Here is a 17,962-nt window from a genome sequence, read left to right on the forward strand (position 1 = left end):
TTTAACTGTTTTTATTTACTTATTTTATCATATGCTTCATTTATTTCTTTCATTTTATTTTCATACTTCTTTTTTTCTTCAGCTGTTGCATTTGGAAATCTATCTGGGTGATATTTTTTTACTAAAGCACGATAAGCTTTCTTTATTTCTTCTTCACTTGCTGATTCAGAAACTCCTAAAATCCGATAATACTTACTTTTATCTTCAGTATAAGTATTATAGCCATAATTTCCCTGATTTTGATTCTGTCTGCTATATCCGTTATTATATCCGGAATAATTACCATAGTTATTATAACTATTTTGCCCCCCAAATTGAGATTCAAAATTTCTAAAAAATTCTTCTGCTTCTTCTCTGGTAAATGTTCTGTATCCTCCATAGTTTTGTCTTCTTGTGTTTGAACTTGCTGAATTTCTACCTCTTGACATTATTTGACGAAATAATACTAAAGCTAAAATTATCCAACCATATCTGACAAAAATCCAACCAAACAAATATACTAATATCCCGAATATTATTAAAGCCGGTAAAAATCTTATAACATTCTTTATTCCAAATGATGCAATTAAAATTAGAAATATAGCTATTGCAAAAATTTCCATTCAATCACCTTTTTTTATTTAATTTTAAATAAAGTCTCTTGATAGCCGTATGAGTTCTACGAGCTCAATGAACACAGGCTCTTCGAACTAATACGAACGTCAGAGACTAATTTTTGATGTTTATTTTTATACTTTCCTATAGAATTAATAAAATCTTTTCTCAATTATACCACAAAAAAAAGTCTTTTTGCAATTATTAGAAAATTTTAATTCTTTTTTTATAATTTTATATGATTATTATTATTTTTTGTTATAATATTATAAAAAGGCTTAAAGTTTTTACTCTAAACCTTTTATAATTACTATAAATAAATTTTACTTCTATGTTCAAAATCTACTGCTACAATAATTAATTGTTTATCTTGGATATCGACAATTAACCGATAATCCATTATTCTATATCTCCATAAGCCTTTTAAATTCCCAGTTAAAGCTTTCCCATGTAATCGTGGATTATCAGTATCCTTTAAATTTTTACTTATATAGTCATACAATAATTTCCTAGTATTCTTATCAAATCCCAAAATCTTTTTATTGACTTTATCAGGAATCATTATTCTATATCCCATTCTTTAACTGCCTCCTCAAATGGAATTAAATTTAATGTCCCTTCAGATTTTGCTTTTAGATATTCTTGAACAAGTTTTAAATCATATTCTTCTTCAATTTTTTCAAAAATGATATTTTTTATGTATTGAGATAAATTTGTTCCTTTACTTTTAACATAATTTTTTACTATTTCTTCTTCCTCATCATTAAATCTAATTGAAACAACAGACATATAATCACCTCTTTATCATCTAGTTGTTTACATTGTAATACTTTTTTGAGTTAAAGTCAATTATCAAACTCTATTCTTGGAAGATAACCTTCAAAATAAGTATTTATAACCTGAATATCTCTATTTATTTCTTCAATTTTTTCTATTTTATTATCTTTATTATAGTATTCCCTTTTTTCTAATACTCCTTGCAATTTTACATTAGTATGTAAATTTGCATTTTCCGAAATCTCCACTATTCTTTCAACTTTATAAATATCTTTTTTTATGATTTTTCCATTGCTATAATATTCAGTCATTGTTGGAAAACTTTCAAAATAATCAATATACATTTCAATATCTTTTCGTTCTATTTTTATATTCTCTTTCAATGTTCTCAACATTAAAGCTTCTTCCTCAGCCTTTATCATATCACTTGGATAATTCCCCAAAAAATTAAAACCATATTCTGTATTAGTATAAATCTTTATATCACTTTCTTTTAAAAATTTTGTTTCAAAATATTTGTCTAAATTGTAGAAATCAAAATCTAAATATATATATGAGAGGCTCGTTTCCTCTTTAGCATAATAAATATCAAAATAATTTATATTATTAATACTTCTATCTTTATTGTACTGAACCTCTCACGACTGAAGTCGCAAGTGTTCTGGCATAATTCATAAGAAAGTCTCTGATGTCCGTATTAGTTCGAAGAGACTGTGTTTATTGAACTCGTAGAACTCTTACGGCTGTCAAGAGACTGATTTTGGTTATTTAATTTTATACTCTCCTTATAAACAAAAAAGAGAATTCTTAAGTTTTTATTCTTAAAAATTCTCTTAATTTTACTAAGTCATAGTCTAAACTTTTTATTTACTAAAATTATAAATTTAAAAAATATTTAAATTTTATTGTGGTTTTACAACAATATTTACTATTTTATTAGGAACAACTATAACTTTTACCACATTCATTCCTTCTAAATGCTTCATAACATTTGGTAACTCTAATGCAGTCTTTTCAACTAAAGCCTTATCACTATCCTTTTCTATTTCAAAACTTCCTCTCATTTTTCCATTTACTTGAACAGCGATAACTACTTCATCAGAAGCTAAAAATCTCTTATCATATTCAGGCCATTTTTCATTAAATAAATAAGTATTTTCTCCTAATTCTTCCCAAATTTCATCACAGAAGTGTGGTACAAACGGAGAAAGCATTAAAATTATTTGTTCTAAAACAAATCCTAAAATTTTAGCTGCTTGTTCTGATGACATAGAACTTGCATAAGTTTGCACTTCATTTATAAGCTCCATATTTGCTGCAATAGCAGTATTAAAGTGATAATTATTTTCTATTGCATCTGTTACTTTTTTTATAGTTTGATTTAATTTTATAAGCAATGCTTTATCTTCTTTAGATAAATTTTCATAATCTATTTCATTTTTATTATTTTTTATTAAATCAGAATTTTCAAGTACCAATCTCCAAACTCTTGTTAAGAATCTATAAGCTCCGGCAAGTCCATTTTCATTCCATTCTAATTCTTTTTCAGGTGGTGCAGCAAACATTATAAATAATCTTGTAGTATCTGCTCCATATTTATCCATCATTTCTTCAGGATCTACACCATTATTTTTTGATTTTGACATCTTTTCAACTTTTATTACCAATTCTTCTCCAGATTTAGAGTAAGCCCTATCTCCTTTTAATTCAACTTCACTAGGATATAAGAATTTATTTTCTTTTTCAGAATAATAAGATGGTCCTAACACCATTCCTTGAGTTAACAATCTTTTAAAAGGCTCATTTGTCGATAATAAACCTAAATCTCTCAAAACTTTATGGAAGAATCTAGCATACAATAAATGCATTACTGCATGTTCTACTCCACCTATATATTGATCAACAGACACCCATTTATCTACTATCTCTTTATCAAATGGTAAATTTACATTTTTAGGATCACAGTATCTCAAGAAATACCAAGAAGAATCCACAAATGTATCCATAGTATCAGTGTCTCTTCTAGCTTTTCCACCACAACAAGGACAAATTGCGTCCTTAAATTTATTAGAAGTTTCTAGAGGATTTCCATTTCCAGAAAATTCTATATCATCTGGTAATAATACAGGTAAATTTTCATCTTTTTCTAAAACTTCTCCACATTTTTCACAGTATAATACTGGTATAGGTGTTCCCCAATATCTTTGTCTTGAAATTCCCCAATCTTTCAATCTGTATTTAAAAGTTTTTTGTCCATAACCTTTTTCTTCTACAAATTCTACTATTTTTACTAAAGCATCTTTAGTAGATAATCCATTGAAATTTCCAGAATTTATCATTACTCCTTCTTCTATATAAGGAAGTTCAACTTTTTCTGCATTTTCTTTTGAAGTTATAACTTGTTTAACTGGCAAACTATATTTAGCTGCAAAAGCAAAGTCTCTTTCATCATGAGCAGGAACTCCCATAACAGCTCCTGTTCCATAATTCATTAGCACATAATCAGCTATCCATAGTGGAACTATTTCTTTATTAACAGGATTTTCTATATGCCAACCACTGTCTATACCATTTTTTTCTCTACCTTCTGCTCCTCTTTCAATTATATCTGTATTTCTCATTTCTATTACTTTATCTTTAATTGAAGGATTAACTTTTAAAATCTTTTCAACTATTGGATGTTCAGGTGCAACAACTGCATAAGACACTCCGTAAATAGTATCTATTCTTGTTGTGAATATAGGTAAATCTTCTCCTGTTTCAACAACTTTTAATGTTAATTCAGTTCCAAAAGATTTTCCTATCCAGTTTTTTTGCATAGTTAAAACTTTTTCAGGCCAACCATCTCTTATTTCTTCATGACCTTCTAACAATTCATCAGCATAATTTGTTATTTTAAAGAACCATTGTTCTAATTCTTTTTGAATAACATGAGTTTTAGAATGACGCCAACACATTCCATCTTCAACTTGTTCATTTGCTAAAACTGTTTGACAATCAGGACACCAGTTTACTAGAGATTTTTTCTTATAAATTAATCCTTTTTCATACATTCTTTTAAATAACCATTGATTCCATTTATAGTATTCAGGAGTGTAACTTGCTATTTCTCTTTCCCAATCATAAGAAAATCCCATAAGTTTTAATTGTCTTTTCATATTTTCTATATTTGATTTAGTCCAAATTGATGGGTGAATACCATGTTGAATAGCTGCATTTTCTGCTGGAAGACCAAAAGAATCCCAACCCATAGGTTGTAATACATTATATCCTTTCATTCTTTTATATCTTGATATAACATCTCCTATTGTATAGTTTCTAGCATGTCCAACATGTAATTTACCTGATGGATATGGTAGCATTGAAAGGACATAATAATTTTCCTTACCTACTATTTCATTTTCAGTTTTAAAAATATTATCTTTTTCCCATTTTTCTTGCCATTTTTTTTCAATTTCTTTATAGTTATAATCTCTCATATCTCCACCTCATATAATTTTATCCAAGTTTCACTTTTCTTTCTTATTCTTTGAATTGCATTATCTATACTTTTTAAATCTTTTTCTAAAATCTTTGCTATTTCTCTGTAAGAATAACCTTCTATTAAATAATTTAAAGTTTTCTTTTCAAATTTACTAAAATTTTCATTACTAAACTTTTTAAAATCTTTTATTTTTTCTTTTAAAAAGAAATTTTCTTCTGGGTTTTTTTCTTTTGAGACATATTCATCTAGTTTCAAATTATTATCTAAACTTTCACTAGTATCTTCGAACTCTCTCAGGGATTCATTCAAAAGTATATGTTTTTGCCTGTTAGCTTTTTTTATAGCTGTTATCATTTGACGTCTAACACATAAATTTGCAAAATTATTAAAAGGAATATTTTTACTTTCATCATATAATTTTATAGCTTTTAAAAGTCCTAATAAACCTTCCTGTTTTAAATCATCTTGCTCTGCTCCGATTAAATAGTACTTATTAGCATTGAAAGATAAAATTTTTGAATATTCCTCCAATATCACATTTATAGCATCTGAATCTCCAGCCTTAGCTTTTTTTAAAAGAATATTTAAATTATTCATTTTTCTCCTTTAGATATTTACGATTCTTGAAAGCAATATTCCTGTTGCAACAGATACATTCAAAGAGTTTATTTTTCCATACATAGGAATTTTTATAAGTTTATCACAGTGTTCTCTCACTTTCTTTCTTATTCCATTCCCTTCATTTCCTAAAACCAAAGCAACCTTATCTGGATATTTTTCTGTATTGTAATCAATGTTAGCTTCTCCAGCTGCTCCATAAACCCAATATCCTATCTTTTTTAACTTATTAATTGTATCAGAAAGATTTGTAACCTTAGCTATATCAACATATTCAATAGCTCCTGTTGAAGTTTTCACAACAGTCTCATTAATTCTAACTGAATTTCTTTCAGGAATTATTATTAAATCTACTTTAAAAACTTCTGCACTTCTTATTATTGCACCAAAATTTCTAGGGTCTTGTATTTCATCCAAAATTAAAATTAAAGACTTATCTTTCTTTAGAATATTCTCATATACTTCATCAAATTCTTTATAGTATTCAAAGTTACTTATATAAACAGCAACACCTTGAGAATTTTCTATCTTTTTTCCTGTATAAAATATTTTTATATTTCTCTTAGAAGCTAAATCTTTTAATTTTTGTATGTGTTCTCCCTTTACTCCGTTATATAATTCTAATTTTTCTATATTTTTTTCTTTATTCAATAATGCTTCTGTTACTGGGTTAATTCCAATTATTCTTTCCATTTTTCACCTAAGCCTCTAATTTTATTCTTTCAATATCTGCTCCCAAAGCTCTAAACTTTTCTTCAAAGTTTTCATAACCTCTATCAACATGATAAATTCTATTAACTATACTTTGTCCATTTGCTTTTAAGGCAGCTAATATTAATGAAGCTCCTGCTCTTAAGTCACTTGCCATAACTTCTGCCGATGAAAAATTTTCTACTCCATAGATTTTAGCTGTTGAAGAATCTACTTCTATTTTTGCTCCCATTCTATTAAGTTCTGGAACATGCATAAATCTATTTTCAAATATTGTTTCTTTTATTTCACTAACACCTTTTACTAAAGACATAAGTGTCATTATTGGAGATTGTAAATCTGTTGGGAAACCAGGATGAGGCATTGTTGTTATCTTAATTGGTTTTAAATCACTTAATTTTGATAACACTTCTAATTTATTTCCTTCAATTTTAAATTTAGCTCCCATTTCCTCTAGTTTCAATAAGAAACTAGATATATGTTCCGGAACAACACCTTCTACTGTTATACTTCCATCAAATAATATAGAAGCTATAATATAAGTTCCTGCAACTATTCTATCTGGAATAATACTATATTCACAGGCAGTTAATTTTTCAACACCTTCTATTTCTATTCTACTTCTTCCAGCACCACTTATTTTTGCTCCCATTTTTATTAAGAAATTACATAAATCAACTATTTCTGGTTCTTTAGCCGCATTTTCTAATATTGTTTTTCCTTTAGCTTTTACAGCTGCCATTATTATATTTTCTGTTGCTCCAACACTGGGAAAATCAAGAACTATATTAGAACCTATAAGACCATTCTCAGCATTAGCTTCAACATATCCATGTTCTATGTTAATTTTAGCTCCCAATGCTTCAAAACCTTTCAAATGTAAATCAACAGGTCTTGCTCCAATAGCACAACCTCCTGGTAAAGCTACCTTTCCTTTATTTTCTATTGCAAGCATTCCTCCCATAACTAAAAATGAAGCTCTCATCTTTTTTACAAGCTCATAACTTGCTTCAGCACTAGTTAATCCATTGTTTATTATTTTATATGAATTTTTATCTATTTTTTCTACTTGTAGCCCTAAGCTTTCCAACAGTGCAACTAAAGTTCTTATATCCCTTAAATCAGGAACATTTTTTAAAACATAAGTTCCTTTTTCAACCAAAGTTGCTATCATAATTGGAAGCGTTGAGTTTTTTGACCCATCTACAACCAAATTTCCTTCTATTTTTTTTCCACCTACTATTTTAAATGCTTCAACCATTTTTCTCTCCTAATCTTTTTTGATATCTTAAAATTATAACATAAAAAACTAAATTTTTATATTTTTATTTAAATTTATTATAAATGAACTTTACAAGAAATAGTTGAAACTTCTATTTTAAAAACAGCCACTGACTCTAGCATATTTTCTTTAAATTCCCAATCTCTTTTTCCTGTGTTTTGAAACATAATTTCCTTTAATGCTATTATTTTTTCACTATTATCATTTATAAAAGAAATTTGGCCAGTTCCCATAACAGAGGAGAATCTTTCAGAAAATTTACAAGCAATATCACCTTCAATAAGCTTATGATTCGTATCTATTTCAAAAGATACTTTGTTTATTTTTTTTATTAAATCAATTTTTCTTCCTTCTTTTGCTCCATGAAAATAAAAAACTTTTTTTAATTTAGTATTAGAATATCCAAAATTTAATGGAACAATATATACTTCATCTTCTTCTTTGTCATAAAACCCTATCCTACAACAATCAGCCATTCTAATTATTTCATCAATTTTATTTTCATCTATTACTTCCCTATCTTTTCTTCTCATAAAAACCTCCATAAAAAAATCATATATATATATTATAAATTTTTTCCTTATTTTTCAAGCTAAAAAAAATTTTTTATTTTTTTAAACAAATACTTGACATTCTATACAAAACACGATATAATTGACAATGTATCAAATATAAGTCGGAATATAGCGCAGTCCGGTAGCGCACCTGCCTTGGGAGCAGGGGGCCGCAAGTTCGAATCTTGCTATTCCGACCATTGAAGTGCGGGAATAGCTCAGTTGGTAGAGCGTCAGCCTTCCAAGCTGAATGTCGCGAGTTCGAACCTCGTTTCCCGCTCCAATATAATGGTGATTGTAGTTCAGTTGGTAGAGCGCCAGTTTGTGGCACTGGTTGTCGCGGGTTCGAGTCCCGTCAATCACCCCATTATGCGTCATTAGCTCAGTTGGTAGAGCACACGACTTTTAATCGTGTTGTCACAAGTTCAAATCTTGTATGACGCACCATTTTTTTATAATAGACTTTTTTGCGGGGATGGCGGAATTGGCAGACGCGCTAGACTTAGGATCTAGTGTCTTAGACGTGAGAGTTCAAGTCTCTCTCTCCGCACCATCTTATTTTATTGGGGTGTCGCCAAGCGGTAAGGCAACGGACTTTGACTCCGTTATGCGTTGGTTCGAATCCAGCCACCCCAGCCATATATAAACTAAAATCACTAGAGATATTTCTCTAGTTTTTTTAATATATTACTTTTATTAAGGAGCTTTTATGATTATTGAAAATATTAAAAGAACTCGTTCACATAGAAAATTCTCTGAAAAAGAAATAAAAAGTAATGAGATTCTACAAATAATAGAAGGAGCAAGATTTACAGCTTCTGCTAAAAATTCTCAAATTCTAAGATATTCATACACTACAGATCAGGAAAAATGTAAAAAATTATTCTCATCTATTTCTTTAGGAGGACTATTAAAATTAGAAGACAAGCCAATTTTTGAAGAAAGACCTAAGGCATATATATTAATAGCCATCGAAAAAAATACTACCATTTCTGAATCAATGCTATACTTTGATATAGGGATGGCTAGTCAAAATATTCTTTTAATTGCAAATGATTTAGGATATGCTTCTTGTGTTGTAATGTCATATAATAAAAAAGAATTAGAAGAAACTTTAGAATTACCAAACAATTACGATTCTAAAGCTCTTATAGTCTTAGGAGAGGCTAAAGACGATGTAATCTTGATAAATGCTAAAAATACAAAAGATACAAGATATTACATTGAAAACAAAAAACATTATGTACCCAAATTAACTTTAGAACAAATACTTTTAAATAAATAATGGTTCTAGGAGGGAATATGAAATTTTTAAAATTTGATGAAATTGATTCAACTAATAATTATATGAAAGAACATATTAATGATTTCAATAACTATGATATAGTATCTGCAAAAACACAGACTACTGGTAGAGGTAGACGTGGGAATATTTGGCTTTCTCCAGAAGGTATGGCTCTTTTTAGTTTTTTATTAAAGCCAAATAAAAAAAAAGAAATTGAGGAATATACAAAATTACCTCTGTTAGCAGGAATTTCAACCCTTTCTGCTTTAAGAAAATTTAAGGAAGATGTTTTTTCTTTTAAATGGACCAATGATGTATTTTATCAAAATAAAAAAATATCTGGAATCTTAGTCGAAAAAATAGATAAAGCATTTATTATAGGTATTGGTATTAATATAAACAATAAAATTCCAGAAGAAATCAAGGATATTGCTACTTCTTTAGGAGAACAATATGATATTGATAAAATTATATTAACCGTTGTAGAAGAATTTGCTAAATATTATGAAAAATTTGAAAACGGGAAATGGGCTGAAATATTAGATGAAATAAATAAATATAATTTTTTAAAAAACAAAAAAATAAAGGTTGATGTTAGAGGAAAAATTTTTTCTGGAATAGCCAAAAATATTGCTGAAGATGGAAGATTGGAAATTCTAATTGAGGGAGATTTAAAACTATTTAATGTTGGCGAAATAAGAATAGAAAAGGATTTTTTAATATGATTAAAAAAGTAGTAATCGGTATGAGTGGAGGTGTTGATTCTTCTGTTGCTGCATATCTACTAAAAAAAGAAGGGTATGAAGTAATAGGAGTAACATTAAATCAGCACTTAGAAGAATTTTCAAAGGATATTGAAGATGCTAAAAACGTATGCAATAAACTAGGTATTATTCATGAAGTTGTAAATATTAGAGAAAACTTTGAAAATATTGTAATAAAATATTTTTTAGATGGTTATAAAGCTGGTATTACTCCATCTCCTTGTGTTATTTGTGATGATGAAATTAAGTTTAAAATCTTATTCGATATTGCTGAAAAATATAAGGCAGATTTTATTGCAACAGGCCATTATAGTTCTGTTGAATACTCAGAAAAATTCTCTGAGTATCTACTAAAATCTGTCCATTCAATAATAAAAGACCAGTCTTATATGTTATATAGACTGAGCTCTGAAAAATTAAAAAGATTAATTTTTCCATTAAAAGATTATTCAAAACAAGAGATAAGAAAAATAGCTCTCAATATTGGACTTGAAGTTTTTGATAAAAAAGACAGTCAAGGAGTTTGTTTTGCTAAAGAAGGATATAAAAAATTTCTACAAGATAATTTAAAAAATGAAATAAAAGTAGGAAATTATATCGATAAAAACGGTAATATACTTGGACAACACGAAGGCTATCAACTTTATACCATCGGTCAAAGAAGAGGACTAGGGATAAATCTCTCTAGACCTATTTTTATAACAGAAATTAAGCCTAAAACGAACGAAATTGTTTTGGGAGAATTTGATGAACTTTTTACCGACACCATTGAAATTAAAAATTTTAAATTATCAGTTGATTATAAAAAATTAGAAGATTTAGAATTATTAGCTAGACCTAGATTTTCTAGCTCTGGTTTTTATGGAAAATTATTATTTGAAAATGATAAATTATTTTTGGCTATTTGTCAAATAGTGTTGATGAAAAAGTTTAGACTATGACTTAGCATAATTAAGAGAATTTTTGAGAATAAAAACTTGAAAATTCTCTTTTTTTATTGTTACTAAAATTCATTATTGCATAAAAAAATTAGGCATTAATTGAAACAATTCCTTCTTGAATTAATATACGCTTTTTAAAATTGCTAAATTTTGAATATCCAAATGCAGTTCTTTTTATTGATTTAATTTTATTATTTAAACCTTCTATTACTCCATTAGTAATATTAGTTTCAAACATATTTTTAATATATTCCATATATTTTTTAAGAGTTTTTAAAGCAACTCTCATTTTCTCAGAAATTTTTTCTTTACTTCCAAGATATTTTTCTACTATTCCTTCAAATTTTTTAAAATTATTATGTTTAATTGCTTGGATAATATCTTGATATATATTAAAATTAATTTCTAATTCAGGTATTTTATCAAGAATATAATCTACTTTATCTTTACTACTTAATTTGTACTTAAAACTTTGACAGTAGTATTTTATTTCGCAAAGGTCAGGGTAATATTTTAATAATAACTTCCAAAATCTCTTTAATTTTCTTTTTAAAGAAGGATCTTGAATAGAGTTCATAATATATATTCTAGTTTGATTAAATGCTCTGTTAATAAGGTTAACAATATGAAATTTATCTAAAACTATTTCTCCATTAGGAAAGATAGATTTAACTAAGCTAATATATGGAGCATACATATCCATACAAATATATTTCACATTATTTTTAGATTTTAAAGAAAATCTAGAAAAATATTCTGTAAGAGAAGGAAGTCTTCTATCTTCCACTATATCGATAATGCTCTTACTTTGAAAGTCAGCAAAAACAAAAGACATAGCGCCATCAATATTTTTAACAGATTTAAATTCATCAATACAAATAGTTTCTGGTAAATGTTCTCTATTAACTTTAAAATTAGAATAGCAGGTATCCATAATTCTTTGCACAGAAGAGACGGAAATATTATATCTCTTAGCAATAGATGTAAGAGAAATATTTTTTTGAAGTTCAAGCGCGATAGTATATTTAAGATTATTAGATATACTAGAATTATTACTAACAACATTAGTGGAAGGTGAAAAAGTTTTTTTACAATCCTTACAAATATACCTTTGTATAGTAAGCTCAAGTTCAATATTGTAATTCTGGTAAGGAATATACCTAACTTTACGAATTCTTGAACCATTTTTAACAATATTTTTAGAGTTACAATGTGGACAAGCACAGTGATTAGATTTAAGAAATCCTTTAAAAACTTTAATAAAGAAATCGTTTTTTTTAATAATTTGAAAATAGTTTTCTTCTGGAAAAGAAATATTATTATCTTGAATATTTAAGATATTTTTGATAAAATCAGATGGAGACAATGAAATCACTTCCTTTATGGTTATTTTGAGCGATTTAATTTTAACAGGAAAATTTCATTGTCTCAATTTTTTTTTTATTAAAAAATGGCATTAATAGAAATTTTTTCTATCAACACCATTTAGTATACAACCTTATTTTTTAAATATAATAACAAGAATGCTCATAATGCTAAAGGGCAACATGTCGTATTTTTCTACGATAACTTTGTTGTTGGAGGTGGAGAAATAGCCTAGTATGCTTTAAGGATTTTTTTGATTTTTTAATTTATATTTTCCTATGCAACAAATAAAGTCTCTGACGTCCGTATTAGTTTGAAGAGCCTGTGTTTATTGAGCTCGTAGAACTCATACGGCTGTCAAGAGACTAATTTTGGTTATTTAATTTTATACTTTCCTATACAATAAGAAAAGAGGGTTTCCCCTCTTTTTATTTTGCATATTCTACTGCTCTTGTTTCTCTCAGAATTGTTACTTTTATTTGTCCTGGATACTGCATAGTATCTTCAATTTTTTTAGCTACCTCTCTCGACATTAATGTTGCTTCATCATCACTTATCTTATCAGGATTAATAACTATTCTAAGTTCTCTTCCTGCTTGAATTGCAAATGAAGATTCAACTCCATCAAATGAGTTAGCAATTTCTTCAAGATTTTCTAATCTCTTAATATAAGCTGTCAATGTTTCTCTTCTTGCTCCAGGTCTTGATGCTGATACAGCATCTGCTGCTTGAACAAGTATAGCTTCTATTGTTTCAAACTCTACTTCATTGTGGTGAGCCATAACCGCATTTACTACATCTGGTTTTTCTCCAAATTTCTTAATAAATTCTCCTCCGACAATAGCATGAGATGTTTCAATTTCATTTACTAAAACTTTTCCAATATCATGTAAAAGTCCAGCTCTCTTAGCAAGGGCAACATCTACTCCAATTTCAGCTGCTAATGTTGAAGCTATTTTAGCAACCTCAATAGAGTGTGTCAACACGTTTTGACCATAACTTGTTCTATATTTTAATCTTCCTAAAGTTTTTATAATTTCAGGATGCATAGATGGAATTGATAACTCGATAAGAGCTTCTTCTCCAGCTGCAATGATTTCTTTTTCAATTTCTTTTTTACATTTATTTACAATTTCTTCAATCTTTCCTGGATGTATTCTTCCATCAGTAATCAATTTTTCTATTGTCATTCTTGCAATTTCTCTCTTAACTCCATCGAAACATGAAAGAACAACAGCTTCCGGAGTATCATCTATTATTACATCAACCCCAGTTAATGCTTCAATAGCTCTGATATTTCTTCCTTCTCTTCCTATTATTCTACCTTTCATTTCGTCGTTAGGTAAGTTTATAACTGATACAGTTGCATCAGCTACATAGTCTGCAGCTGCTTTTCCAATAGCAGTTGCTAAAATCTTTTGACTAATTTTTTCTTTTTCTTCATCGATTTTATTTTCAAATTCTCTAATAGTTAATGCCATTTCATGAGTCATTTCATCTCTTAGTTTATTTAATAAAATCTCTTTAGCTTCTTGTTTGCTTAAACCACTAATTTTAGATAGTTCTTCTTCTTCTTTTTGTTTTAACTCTTCAATTTCTTTTCTTTTTTCTTCAAGTTCATCGTTAATTTTTTCTAATTCTAGACTTTTAATTTCTATTTTTTCAATTTTTCCATCTAGTATTTCTTCTTTTTTAATAATTCTTGCTTCTTTTTGAGCAATTTCATTTTTAATATTTCTTGCTTCTTTTTCAACTTCTTCTTTAATTTGATATGCTTTTTCTTTAGCTTTTAACTCTATTTCTTTGGCTTTAGAAACAGCATTTTTTTCGGCTTCTTCTAAAATTTCTTTAGCCTTTATTTTTGCTTTTTCAACTTCATCTTCTAAGTTCATTAACTTTTCGATTTGTTTGTCAATAACTGATTTTTTAAAAAAGATTGAAAATACAATAGCTAAGGCTATTAAAACTGCTCCAATGATAATCAATAAGTGCATACATTTCCTTTCTGACTAATTTTATTTGAAACTTTTGATTGCCTCATCTTCTGTCTTATAAATTTCAAATATTTCGTCTAGTCCTATAGTCTCAAAAATAGTTTGGATATGCTTATTAAGATTTATTATCTTAATATCTCCACCCATTTCTCTAACTGTTTGTAATTTTCCTCTTAAAATTCCCATAGCTAGACTATTAATATGAATTAATCCTTGAAAATCAACAATATATTTAACTACATCTTTTTCAATAAATTTACTAAGAATTTCTTTTAGTTTAGGGGCAACAAAAGCATCAAGTTCTCCGTTAATTTCAATTATTTGCACATCTTCTTTTACTCTTTCTAAGATTTCAAAATTATTTTCCATTCTATACTGCCTCCTTAAGTTTCTTTTCTACCTTAAAAATAGTTCCTCTTGTCTTTTTTTCAATTTTTAAAACATCTACTAATTTTCTAGCAATAAACAATCCATACCCACCGTCTTCTTTACTTTCTGTATTTTCTGTATAACCTCTTCCGTAATCTTCAACAGTTAAAAAGACAGTATTATTATAAATATCTAAAACAATTTTTATCTCACCTTGACCATAATCATAAGCATGCTCTATAGCATTTGTTGCCAACTCGTCCACTACTGAAAGTAATTGAATTTCATCAGCTCCAACTACATTATGTTCTCTAAGATAAACTCTTGTCATGGCTCTAACTAAAGAGAGGTTGCTCAAATAAGATGGCACAAATAATTTTATTTTATTCATACTTTTCATAATAAGCTCACTTCTTCTCCTTTAAATCAAAAATTAACCATTTTTTTATTTTATTATCATAAATAAAATTTAATTCAAAATAATATGTATCTTCATTCAAATTAAGAGCCAATAATGATGTTGGATACACATTAACATAAGATGGTTCAGATATAAAAACATTGATACCAGTAAAATCTATTTTATACAAATTATCTATGATATATCTGTTTTTATAACTATCCTTTATATTTTCCTCAATAAACTTAATATTATTTTTCAACAAATTATTTTTTATATCGTTACTTAATATAGATAATTGTTTTTTTTCATATTGAGTAAAATCTTTTTGAATATAAGCATTAGAACAAGATATTAACAAAAAAACTACTGTAATAATTAGTAAAATTTTCTTCATAATTGCTCCTTTACCATATAGTATGATAACACATAAAACATATTTAATCAAGCCATTTTATTAAACATTGTGTCTATTTTTTCTACAATTTTTTCTTCTGTTTCAGAGTCAAGATTAAACCAAATATAATCTTTATCTCCTTTAAACCAAGTAAATTGTCTTTTAGCATAATGTCTTGAATTTTTTTTAATTTCATCTATTGCTTTATCTAAACTAATAATACCATCAAAATAATCTATAAGTTCAGAATATCCTATTATATTTAATTTTTTTAAATTATCTCTATTTTTTAAATATAATTTTTCTACTTCTTGGACAAGTCCATTTTCTATCATGATATCAACTCTCTTATTGATTCTTTCATAAAGATAAGCTCTATCTCTCTCCAAAGCAATTTTCAAAAAAGAAAAATTATTATTTTTTATATTTTTTTTTGATAAAACTGAAAATTTTTCTCCAGTTATCAAAAATACTTCTATAACTCTTTCAAGTCTTATTCTATTATTTGGGTGTATTTCTTTTGTTGCTTCTTCATCATATTTTAATGCCATTTCTAGCAAAGTTTTATTATCAATGTTTGCTAAATACTCCCTAATCTTTTTATCAGCTGATGGTAAACTAGATAAACCATTTGTAACTGAATTTAAATATAGACCTGTCCCTCCAACTAACAAAAAATTCTTTTCTGAATTATTGTTTAAAATATTATTAACATTTTTTTCAAAATCTCCAACACTATATTTATTTATTGGTTCCAATATATCTATTAAATGATGTTTTATTTCTTGCATCTCTTCTGTTTTTATTTTAGCAGTCCCTATATCAAGCCCTTTATAAACTTGAGCAGAATCAGCCGATATTATTTCAGCCTTTATTTTTTTTGCTAAACTTATCGAAATATCTGTTTTCCCTACTCCAGTTGGTCCAGCTATGACTATTGCTTTATTCAAAGTATTCAAACTCTACATCAGCAATCTTTACAGTATCTCCATCTTGAACTCCAAAATCTTGTAGAGCCTCCTCCATTCCTAAATTTCTCATCATGTGCAAGAATGTTACCAATGATTCATCGTCCATTCCTATAACATATTTTGCTAAAACATCATCTACTATTCTTCCACCAACAACAATAGCATCATCTTCATCTCTAGTTAGTTCAAAATCTTCTTTTACAACTCTTAATTCTTTCAATAACTTTTTAATATCTACTTCTTCTTCTAAAGGTTCTCTTTCTATATGATTCAACATGTCATAAGTTTTATATAATATTTCTTTTAGACCATCATTTAATATTACAGACATCGGATATATTTCAATTCCTTTTTCTGCTAAATAATCTTTAAATTTATTATATTTTTCCATATCCCATAATAAATCCATTTTATTAGCTAAAACTATTTGTCTTTTATTTGCTAATTTTTCACTAAATTTCTTTAATTCAAAATTTATTTTTTCAAAATCTTCGATACAATCTCTACCTTCAATTTCAGCAACATCAACAATATGATAAATCATTTTACATCTTTCTATATGTCTTAAGAATTTATCTCCTAATCCAACTCCTTCATGTGCCCCTTCAATTAATCCTGGTATATCAGCTATTACAAAAGATTTTTCTTCCTCTAATCTAACTACACCTAATTTAGGTTCTAATGTTGTAAAGTGATAATTTCCAACTTTTGAATTTGCTGCTGAAACCTTGTTTATAAAACTTGATTTTCCAACTGATGGATATCCAACAAGAGCAACATCTGCTAAAAGTTTTAATTCTAATTTTACTTTTATTTCAGCTCCTTCTCCACCTTTTTCAGCAATTTTTGGAGCTTTTCTAACAGAGTTTTTAAAATGAATATTTCCATATCCACCTTTTCCACCTTTTAGTAAAATTCTTTGTTCTCCATTTTCATTCATATCAAGTATTAATTTACCAGTTGTAAAATCTCTTACTTGAGTTCCAACTGGAACTTTAATAATTAAGTCTTCTCCTTTTTTTCCATACATTTGTTTTTTTTGACCATTTTCTCCGTTTTGAGCTTTAAATAACTTTTTAAACTTAAAATCTATAAGAGTATTGATATTAGAATCAGCAACAAATATTACATCTCCACCTTTTCCACCATCACCACCATCTGGTCCTCCAAATTGCACAAATTTTTCTCTTCTGAAAGCAGCAGAACCATCTCCACCATTCCCAGCTTTAACTGTTATTATAACTTCATCTATAAACATCTTTTGCTCCTCTTTAAATCTTTTTTAAATTCTCTTTATTATCAGATGTATTATACCAAATTTTTTACAAACTTCTAAATAAAAAATAAAAAAGTGTATCGAAACTTTATTTTTAAAATTTTGATACACCTTTTTAGCCTATGGGAAAGTATAATAAAAAAGTCTCTTGACAGCCGTATGAGTTCTACGAGCTCAATG

At 27.5% G+C, this 17,962-nt stretch carries 19 protein-coding genes and 6 tRNA genes; 9 read left to right on the forward strand and 16 right to left on the reverse strand.

What is annotated here, in order from left to right:
* Positions 1 to 11: 11 nt before the first annotated feature.
* From BQ2505_RS00840 to BQ2505_RS00880, 9 genes are all read right to left on the reverse strand, one after another.
* Positions 12 to 602, reverse strand: a complete 591-nt coding sequence (locus tag BQ2505_RS00840; RefSeq protein WP_074015940.1) for a DnaJ domain-containing protein — start codon at positions 600 to 602, stop codon at positions 12 to 14.
* Positions 603 to 904: 302 nt separating this feature from the next.
* Entirely contained in the window at positions 905 to 1,171 is a 267-nt protein-coding gene (locus BQ2505_RS00845; protein ID WP_074015941.1) for a type II toxin-antitoxin system RelE family toxin, read from the reverse strand.
* The gene (gene relB, locus BQ2505_RS00850; RefSeq protein WP_074015942.1) at positions 1,156 to 1,383 is read right to left on the reverse strand and encodes a type II toxin-antitoxin system RelB family antitoxin; all 228 of its coding nucleotides are present in this window, start codon (positions 1,381 to 1,383) and stop codon (positions 1,156 to 1,158) included. Before relB ends, BQ2505_RS00845 begins: the two co-directional genes overlap by 16 nt.
* A gap of 56 nt (positions 1,384 to 1,439) precedes the next feature.
* Positions 1,440 to 1,793, reverse strand: coding sequence for a hypothetical protein (locus BQ2505_RS08870; protein ID WP_235817355.1), 354 nt, complete (start codon positions 1,791 to 1,793; stop codon positions 1,440 to 1,442).
* 480 nt (positions 1,794 to 2,273) lie between these two features.
* Complete coding sequence (gene leuS / locus BQ2505_RS00860; protein WP_074015943.1) at positions 2,274 to 4,850, reverse strand: leucine--tRNA ligase; 2,577 nt, start codon at positions 4,848 to 4,850, stop codon at positions 2,274 to 2,276.
* Positions 4,847 to 5,452: a sigma-70 family RNA polymerase sigma factor gene (locus BQ2505_RS00865; protein WP_074015944.1), complete on the reverse strand. Its 606-nt coding sequence runs from the start codon at positions 5,450 to 5,452 to the stop codon at positions 4,847 to 4,849. The genes leuS and BQ2505_RS00865 overlap by 4 nt, the downstream gene beginning before the upstream one ends.
* A gap of 9 nt (positions 5,453 to 5,461) precedes the next feature.
* A complete protein-coding gene (gene rlmB / locus BQ2505_RS00870) occupies positions 5,462 to 6,166 on the reverse strand; it encodes a 23S rRNA (guanosine(2251)-2'-O)-methyltransferase RlmB (protein ID WP_074015945.1) in 705 nt (234 codons plus the stop codon).
* Between the two features lie 7 nt (positions 6,167 to 6,173).
* Positions 6,174 to 7,445: a UDP-N-acetylglucosamine 1-carboxyvinyltransferase gene (gene murA / locus BQ2505_RS00875; protein WP_074015946.1), complete on the reverse strand. Its 1,272-nt coding sequence runs from the start codon at positions 7,443 to 7,445 to the stop codon at positions 6,174 to 6,176.
* A 77-nt stretch (positions 7,446 to 7,522) separates the two neighbouring features.
* Positions 7,523 to 7,999 (reverse strand): pyridoxamine 5'-phosphate oxidase family protein, encoded by a 477-nt coding sequence (locus tag BQ2505_RS00880; protein WP_074015947.1) that lies wholly within the window; start codon positions 7,997 to 7,999, stop codon positions 7,523 to 7,525.
* A 144-nt stretch (positions 8,000 to 8,143) separates the two neighbouring features.
* Between BQ2505_RS00880 and BQ2505_RS00885 the strand changes: the two genes are divergently transcribed.
* The 9 genes from BQ2505_RS00885 (at position 8,144) to mnmA (ending at position 11,010) form a co-directional block, all read left to right on the forward strand.
* Positions 8,144 to 8,220 (forward strand) — tRNA-Pro (locus BQ2505_RS00885).
* 7 nt (positions 8,221 to 8,227) lie between these two features.
* A tRNA-Gly gene (locus BQ2505_RS00890) sits at positions 8,228 to 8,303 on the forward strand.
* A gap of 8 nt (positions 8,304 to 8,311) precedes the next feature.
* A tRNA-His gene (locus BQ2505_RS00895) sits at positions 8,312 to 8,387 on the forward strand.
* 4 nt (positions 8,388 to 8,391) lie between these two features.
* A tRNA-Lys gene (locus tag BQ2505_RS00900) sits at positions 8,392 to 8,467 on the forward strand.
* A gap of 22 nt (positions 8,468 to 8,489) precedes the next feature.
* Positions 8,490 to 8,573 (forward strand) — tRNA-Leu (locus tag BQ2505_RS00905).
* Positions 8,574 to 8,584: 11 nt separating this feature from the next.
* Positions 8,585 to 8,659: transfer RNA gene (locus BQ2505_RS00910), tRNA-Gln, on the forward strand.
* A 70-nt stretch (positions 8,660 to 8,729) separates the two neighbouring features.
* On the forward strand, positions 8,730 to 9,305 hold the full coding sequence (locus BQ2505_RS00915; RefSeq protein WP_074015948.1) for a nitroreductase family protein: 576 nt from the start codon (positions 8,730 to 8,732) through the stop codon (positions 9,303 to 9,305).
* 17 nt (positions 9,306 to 9,322) lie between these two features.
* Positions 9,323 to 10,030: a biotin--[acetyl-CoA-carboxylase] ligase gene (locus BQ2505_RS00920; protein WP_074015949.1), complete on the forward strand. Its 708-nt coding sequence runs from the start codon at positions 9,323 to 9,325 to the stop codon at positions 10,028 to 10,030.
* Positions 10,030 to 11,010 carry a tRNA 2-thiouridine(34) synthase MnmA gene (gene mnmA, locus BQ2505_RS00925; protein WP_074015992.1) on the forward strand — a complete coding sequence of 327 codons (981 nt, stop codon included), beginning with the start codon at positions 10,030 to 10,032 and terminating at the stop codon, positions 11,008 to 11,010. Before BQ2505_RS00920 ends, mnmA begins: the two co-directional genes overlap by 1 nt.
* A gap of 88 nt (positions 11,011 to 11,098) precedes the next feature.
* Here mnmA and BQ2505_RS00930 read toward each other — a convergent pair whose 3' ends face one another.
* The 7 genes from BQ2505_RS00930 to obgE form a co-directional block, all read right to left on the reverse strand.
* Positions 11,099 to 12,385 carry an ISL3 family transposase gene (locus BQ2505_RS00930; RefSeq protein ID WP_083232296.1) on the reverse strand — a complete coding sequence of 429 codons (1,287 nt, stop codon included), beginning with the start codon at positions 12,383 to 12,385 and terminating at the stop codon, positions 11,099 to 11,101.
* 418 nt (positions 12,386 to 12,803) lie between these two features.
* Positions 12,804 to 14,369, reverse strand: a complete 1,566-nt coding sequence (gene rny, locus BQ2505_RS00935; RefSeq protein ID WP_074015950.1) for a ribonuclease Y — start codon at positions 14,367 to 14,369, stop codon at positions 12,804 to 12,806.
* A gap of 21 nt (positions 14,370 to 14,390) precedes the next feature.
* Positions 14,391 to 14,738: an STAS domain-containing protein gene (locus tag BQ2505_RS00940; protein WP_074015951.1), complete on the reverse strand. Its 348-nt coding sequence runs from the start codon at positions 14,736 to 14,738 to the stop codon at positions 14,391 to 14,393.
* Between the two features lies 1 nt (position 14,739).
* Entirely contained in the window at positions 14,740 to 15,138 is a 399-nt protein-coding gene (locus BQ2505_RS00945; RefSeq protein ID WP_074015952.1) for an ATP-binding protein, read from the reverse strand.
* A gap of 7 nt (positions 15,139 to 15,145) precedes the next feature.
* The gene (locus BQ2505_RS00950) at positions 15,146 to 15,535 is read right to left on the reverse strand and encodes a hypothetical protein (protein WP_074015953.1); all 390 of its coding nucleotides are present in this window, start codon (positions 15,533 to 15,535) and stop codon (positions 15,146 to 15,148) included.
* A gap of 47 nt (positions 15,536 to 15,582) precedes the next feature.
* Positions 15,583 to 16,494, reverse strand: a complete 912-nt coding sequence (miaA, locus tag BQ2505_RS00955; RefSeq protein ID WP_083232298.1) for a tRNA (adenosine(37)-N6)-dimethylallyltransferase MiaA — start codon at positions 16,492 to 16,494, stop codon at positions 15,583 to 15,585.
* Positions 16,478 to 17,764 carry a GTPase ObgE gene (gene obgE, locus BQ2505_RS00960; RefSeq protein WP_074015954.1) on the reverse strand — a complete coding sequence of 429 codons (1,287 nt, stop codon included), beginning with the start codon at positions 17,762 to 17,764 and terminating at the stop codon, positions 16,478 to 16,480. Before obgE ends, miaA begins: the two co-directional genes overlap by 17 nt.
* Positions 17,765 to 17,962 lie beyond the last annotated feature (198 nt).

Origin of the sequence: Fusobacterium massiliense (genome assembly GCF_900095705.1) — a bacterium.
GTDB classification, from domain to species: Bacteria; Fusobacteriota; Fusobacteriia; order Fusobacteriales; family Fusobacteriaceae; genus Fusobacterium; species Fusobacterium massiliense.

Coding starts and splice junctions, on each gene's coding strand:
- BQ2505_RS00840 (WP_074015940.1), bottom strand. CDS start 602: ATGGAAATTTTTGCAATAGCTATATTTCTAATTTTAATTGCATCATTT.
- BQ2505_RS00845 (WP_074015941.1), bottom strand. CDS start 1,171: ATGGGATATAGAATAATGATTCCTGATAAAGTCAATAAAAAGATTTTG.
- relB (WP_074015942.1), bottom strand. CDS start 1,383: ATGTCTGTTGTTTCAATTAGATTTAATGATGAGGAAGAAGAAATAGTA.
- BQ2505_RS08870 (WP_235817355.1), bottom strand. CDS start 1,793: ATGATAAAGGCTGAGGAAGAAGCTTTAATGTTGAGAACATTGAAAGAG.
- leuS (WP_074015943.1), bottom strand. CDS start 4,850: ATGAGAGATTATAACTATAAAGAAATTGAAAAAAAATGGCAAGAAAAA.
- BQ2505_RS00865 (WP_074015944.1), bottom strand. CDS start 5,452: ATGAATAATTTAAATATTCTTTTAAAAAAAGCTAAGGCTGGAGATTCA.
- rlmB (WP_074015945.1), bottom strand. CDS start 6,166: ATGGAAAGAATAATTGGAATTAACCCAGTAACAGAAGCATTATTGAAT.
- murA (WP_074015946.1), bottom strand. CDS start 7,445: ATGGTTGAAGCATTTAAAATAGTAGGTGGAAAAAAAATAGAAGGAAAT.
- BQ2505_RS00880 (WP_074015947.1), bottom strand. CDS start 7,999: ATGAGAAGAAAAGATAGGGAAGTAATAGATGAAAATAAAATTGATGAA.
- BQ2505_RS00915 (WP_074015948.1), top strand. CDS start 8,730: ATGATTATTGAAAATATTAAAAGAACTCGTTCACATAGAAAATTCTCT.
- BQ2505_RS00920 (WP_074015949.1), top strand. CDS start 9,323: ATGAAATTTTTAAAATTTGATGAAATTGATTCAACTAATAATTATATG.
- rny (WP_074015950.1), bottom strand. CDS start 14,369: ATGCACTTATTGATTATCATTGGAGCAGTTTTAATAGCCTTAGCTATT.
- BQ2505_RS00940 (WP_074015951.1), bottom strand. CDS start 14,738: ATGGAAAATAATTTTGAAATCTTAGAAAGAGTAAAAGAAGATGTGCAA.
- BQ2505_RS00945 (WP_074015952.1), bottom strand. CDS start 15,138: ATGAAAAGTATGAATAAAATAAAATTATTTGTGCCATCTTATTTGAGC.
- BQ2505_RS00950 (WP_074015953.1), bottom strand. CDS start 15,535: ATGAAGAAAATTTTACTAATTATTACAGTAGTTTTTTTGTTAATATCT.
- obgE (WP_074015954.1), bottom strand. CDS start 17,764: ATGTTTATAGATGAAGTTATAATAACAGTTAAAGCTGGGAATGGTGGA.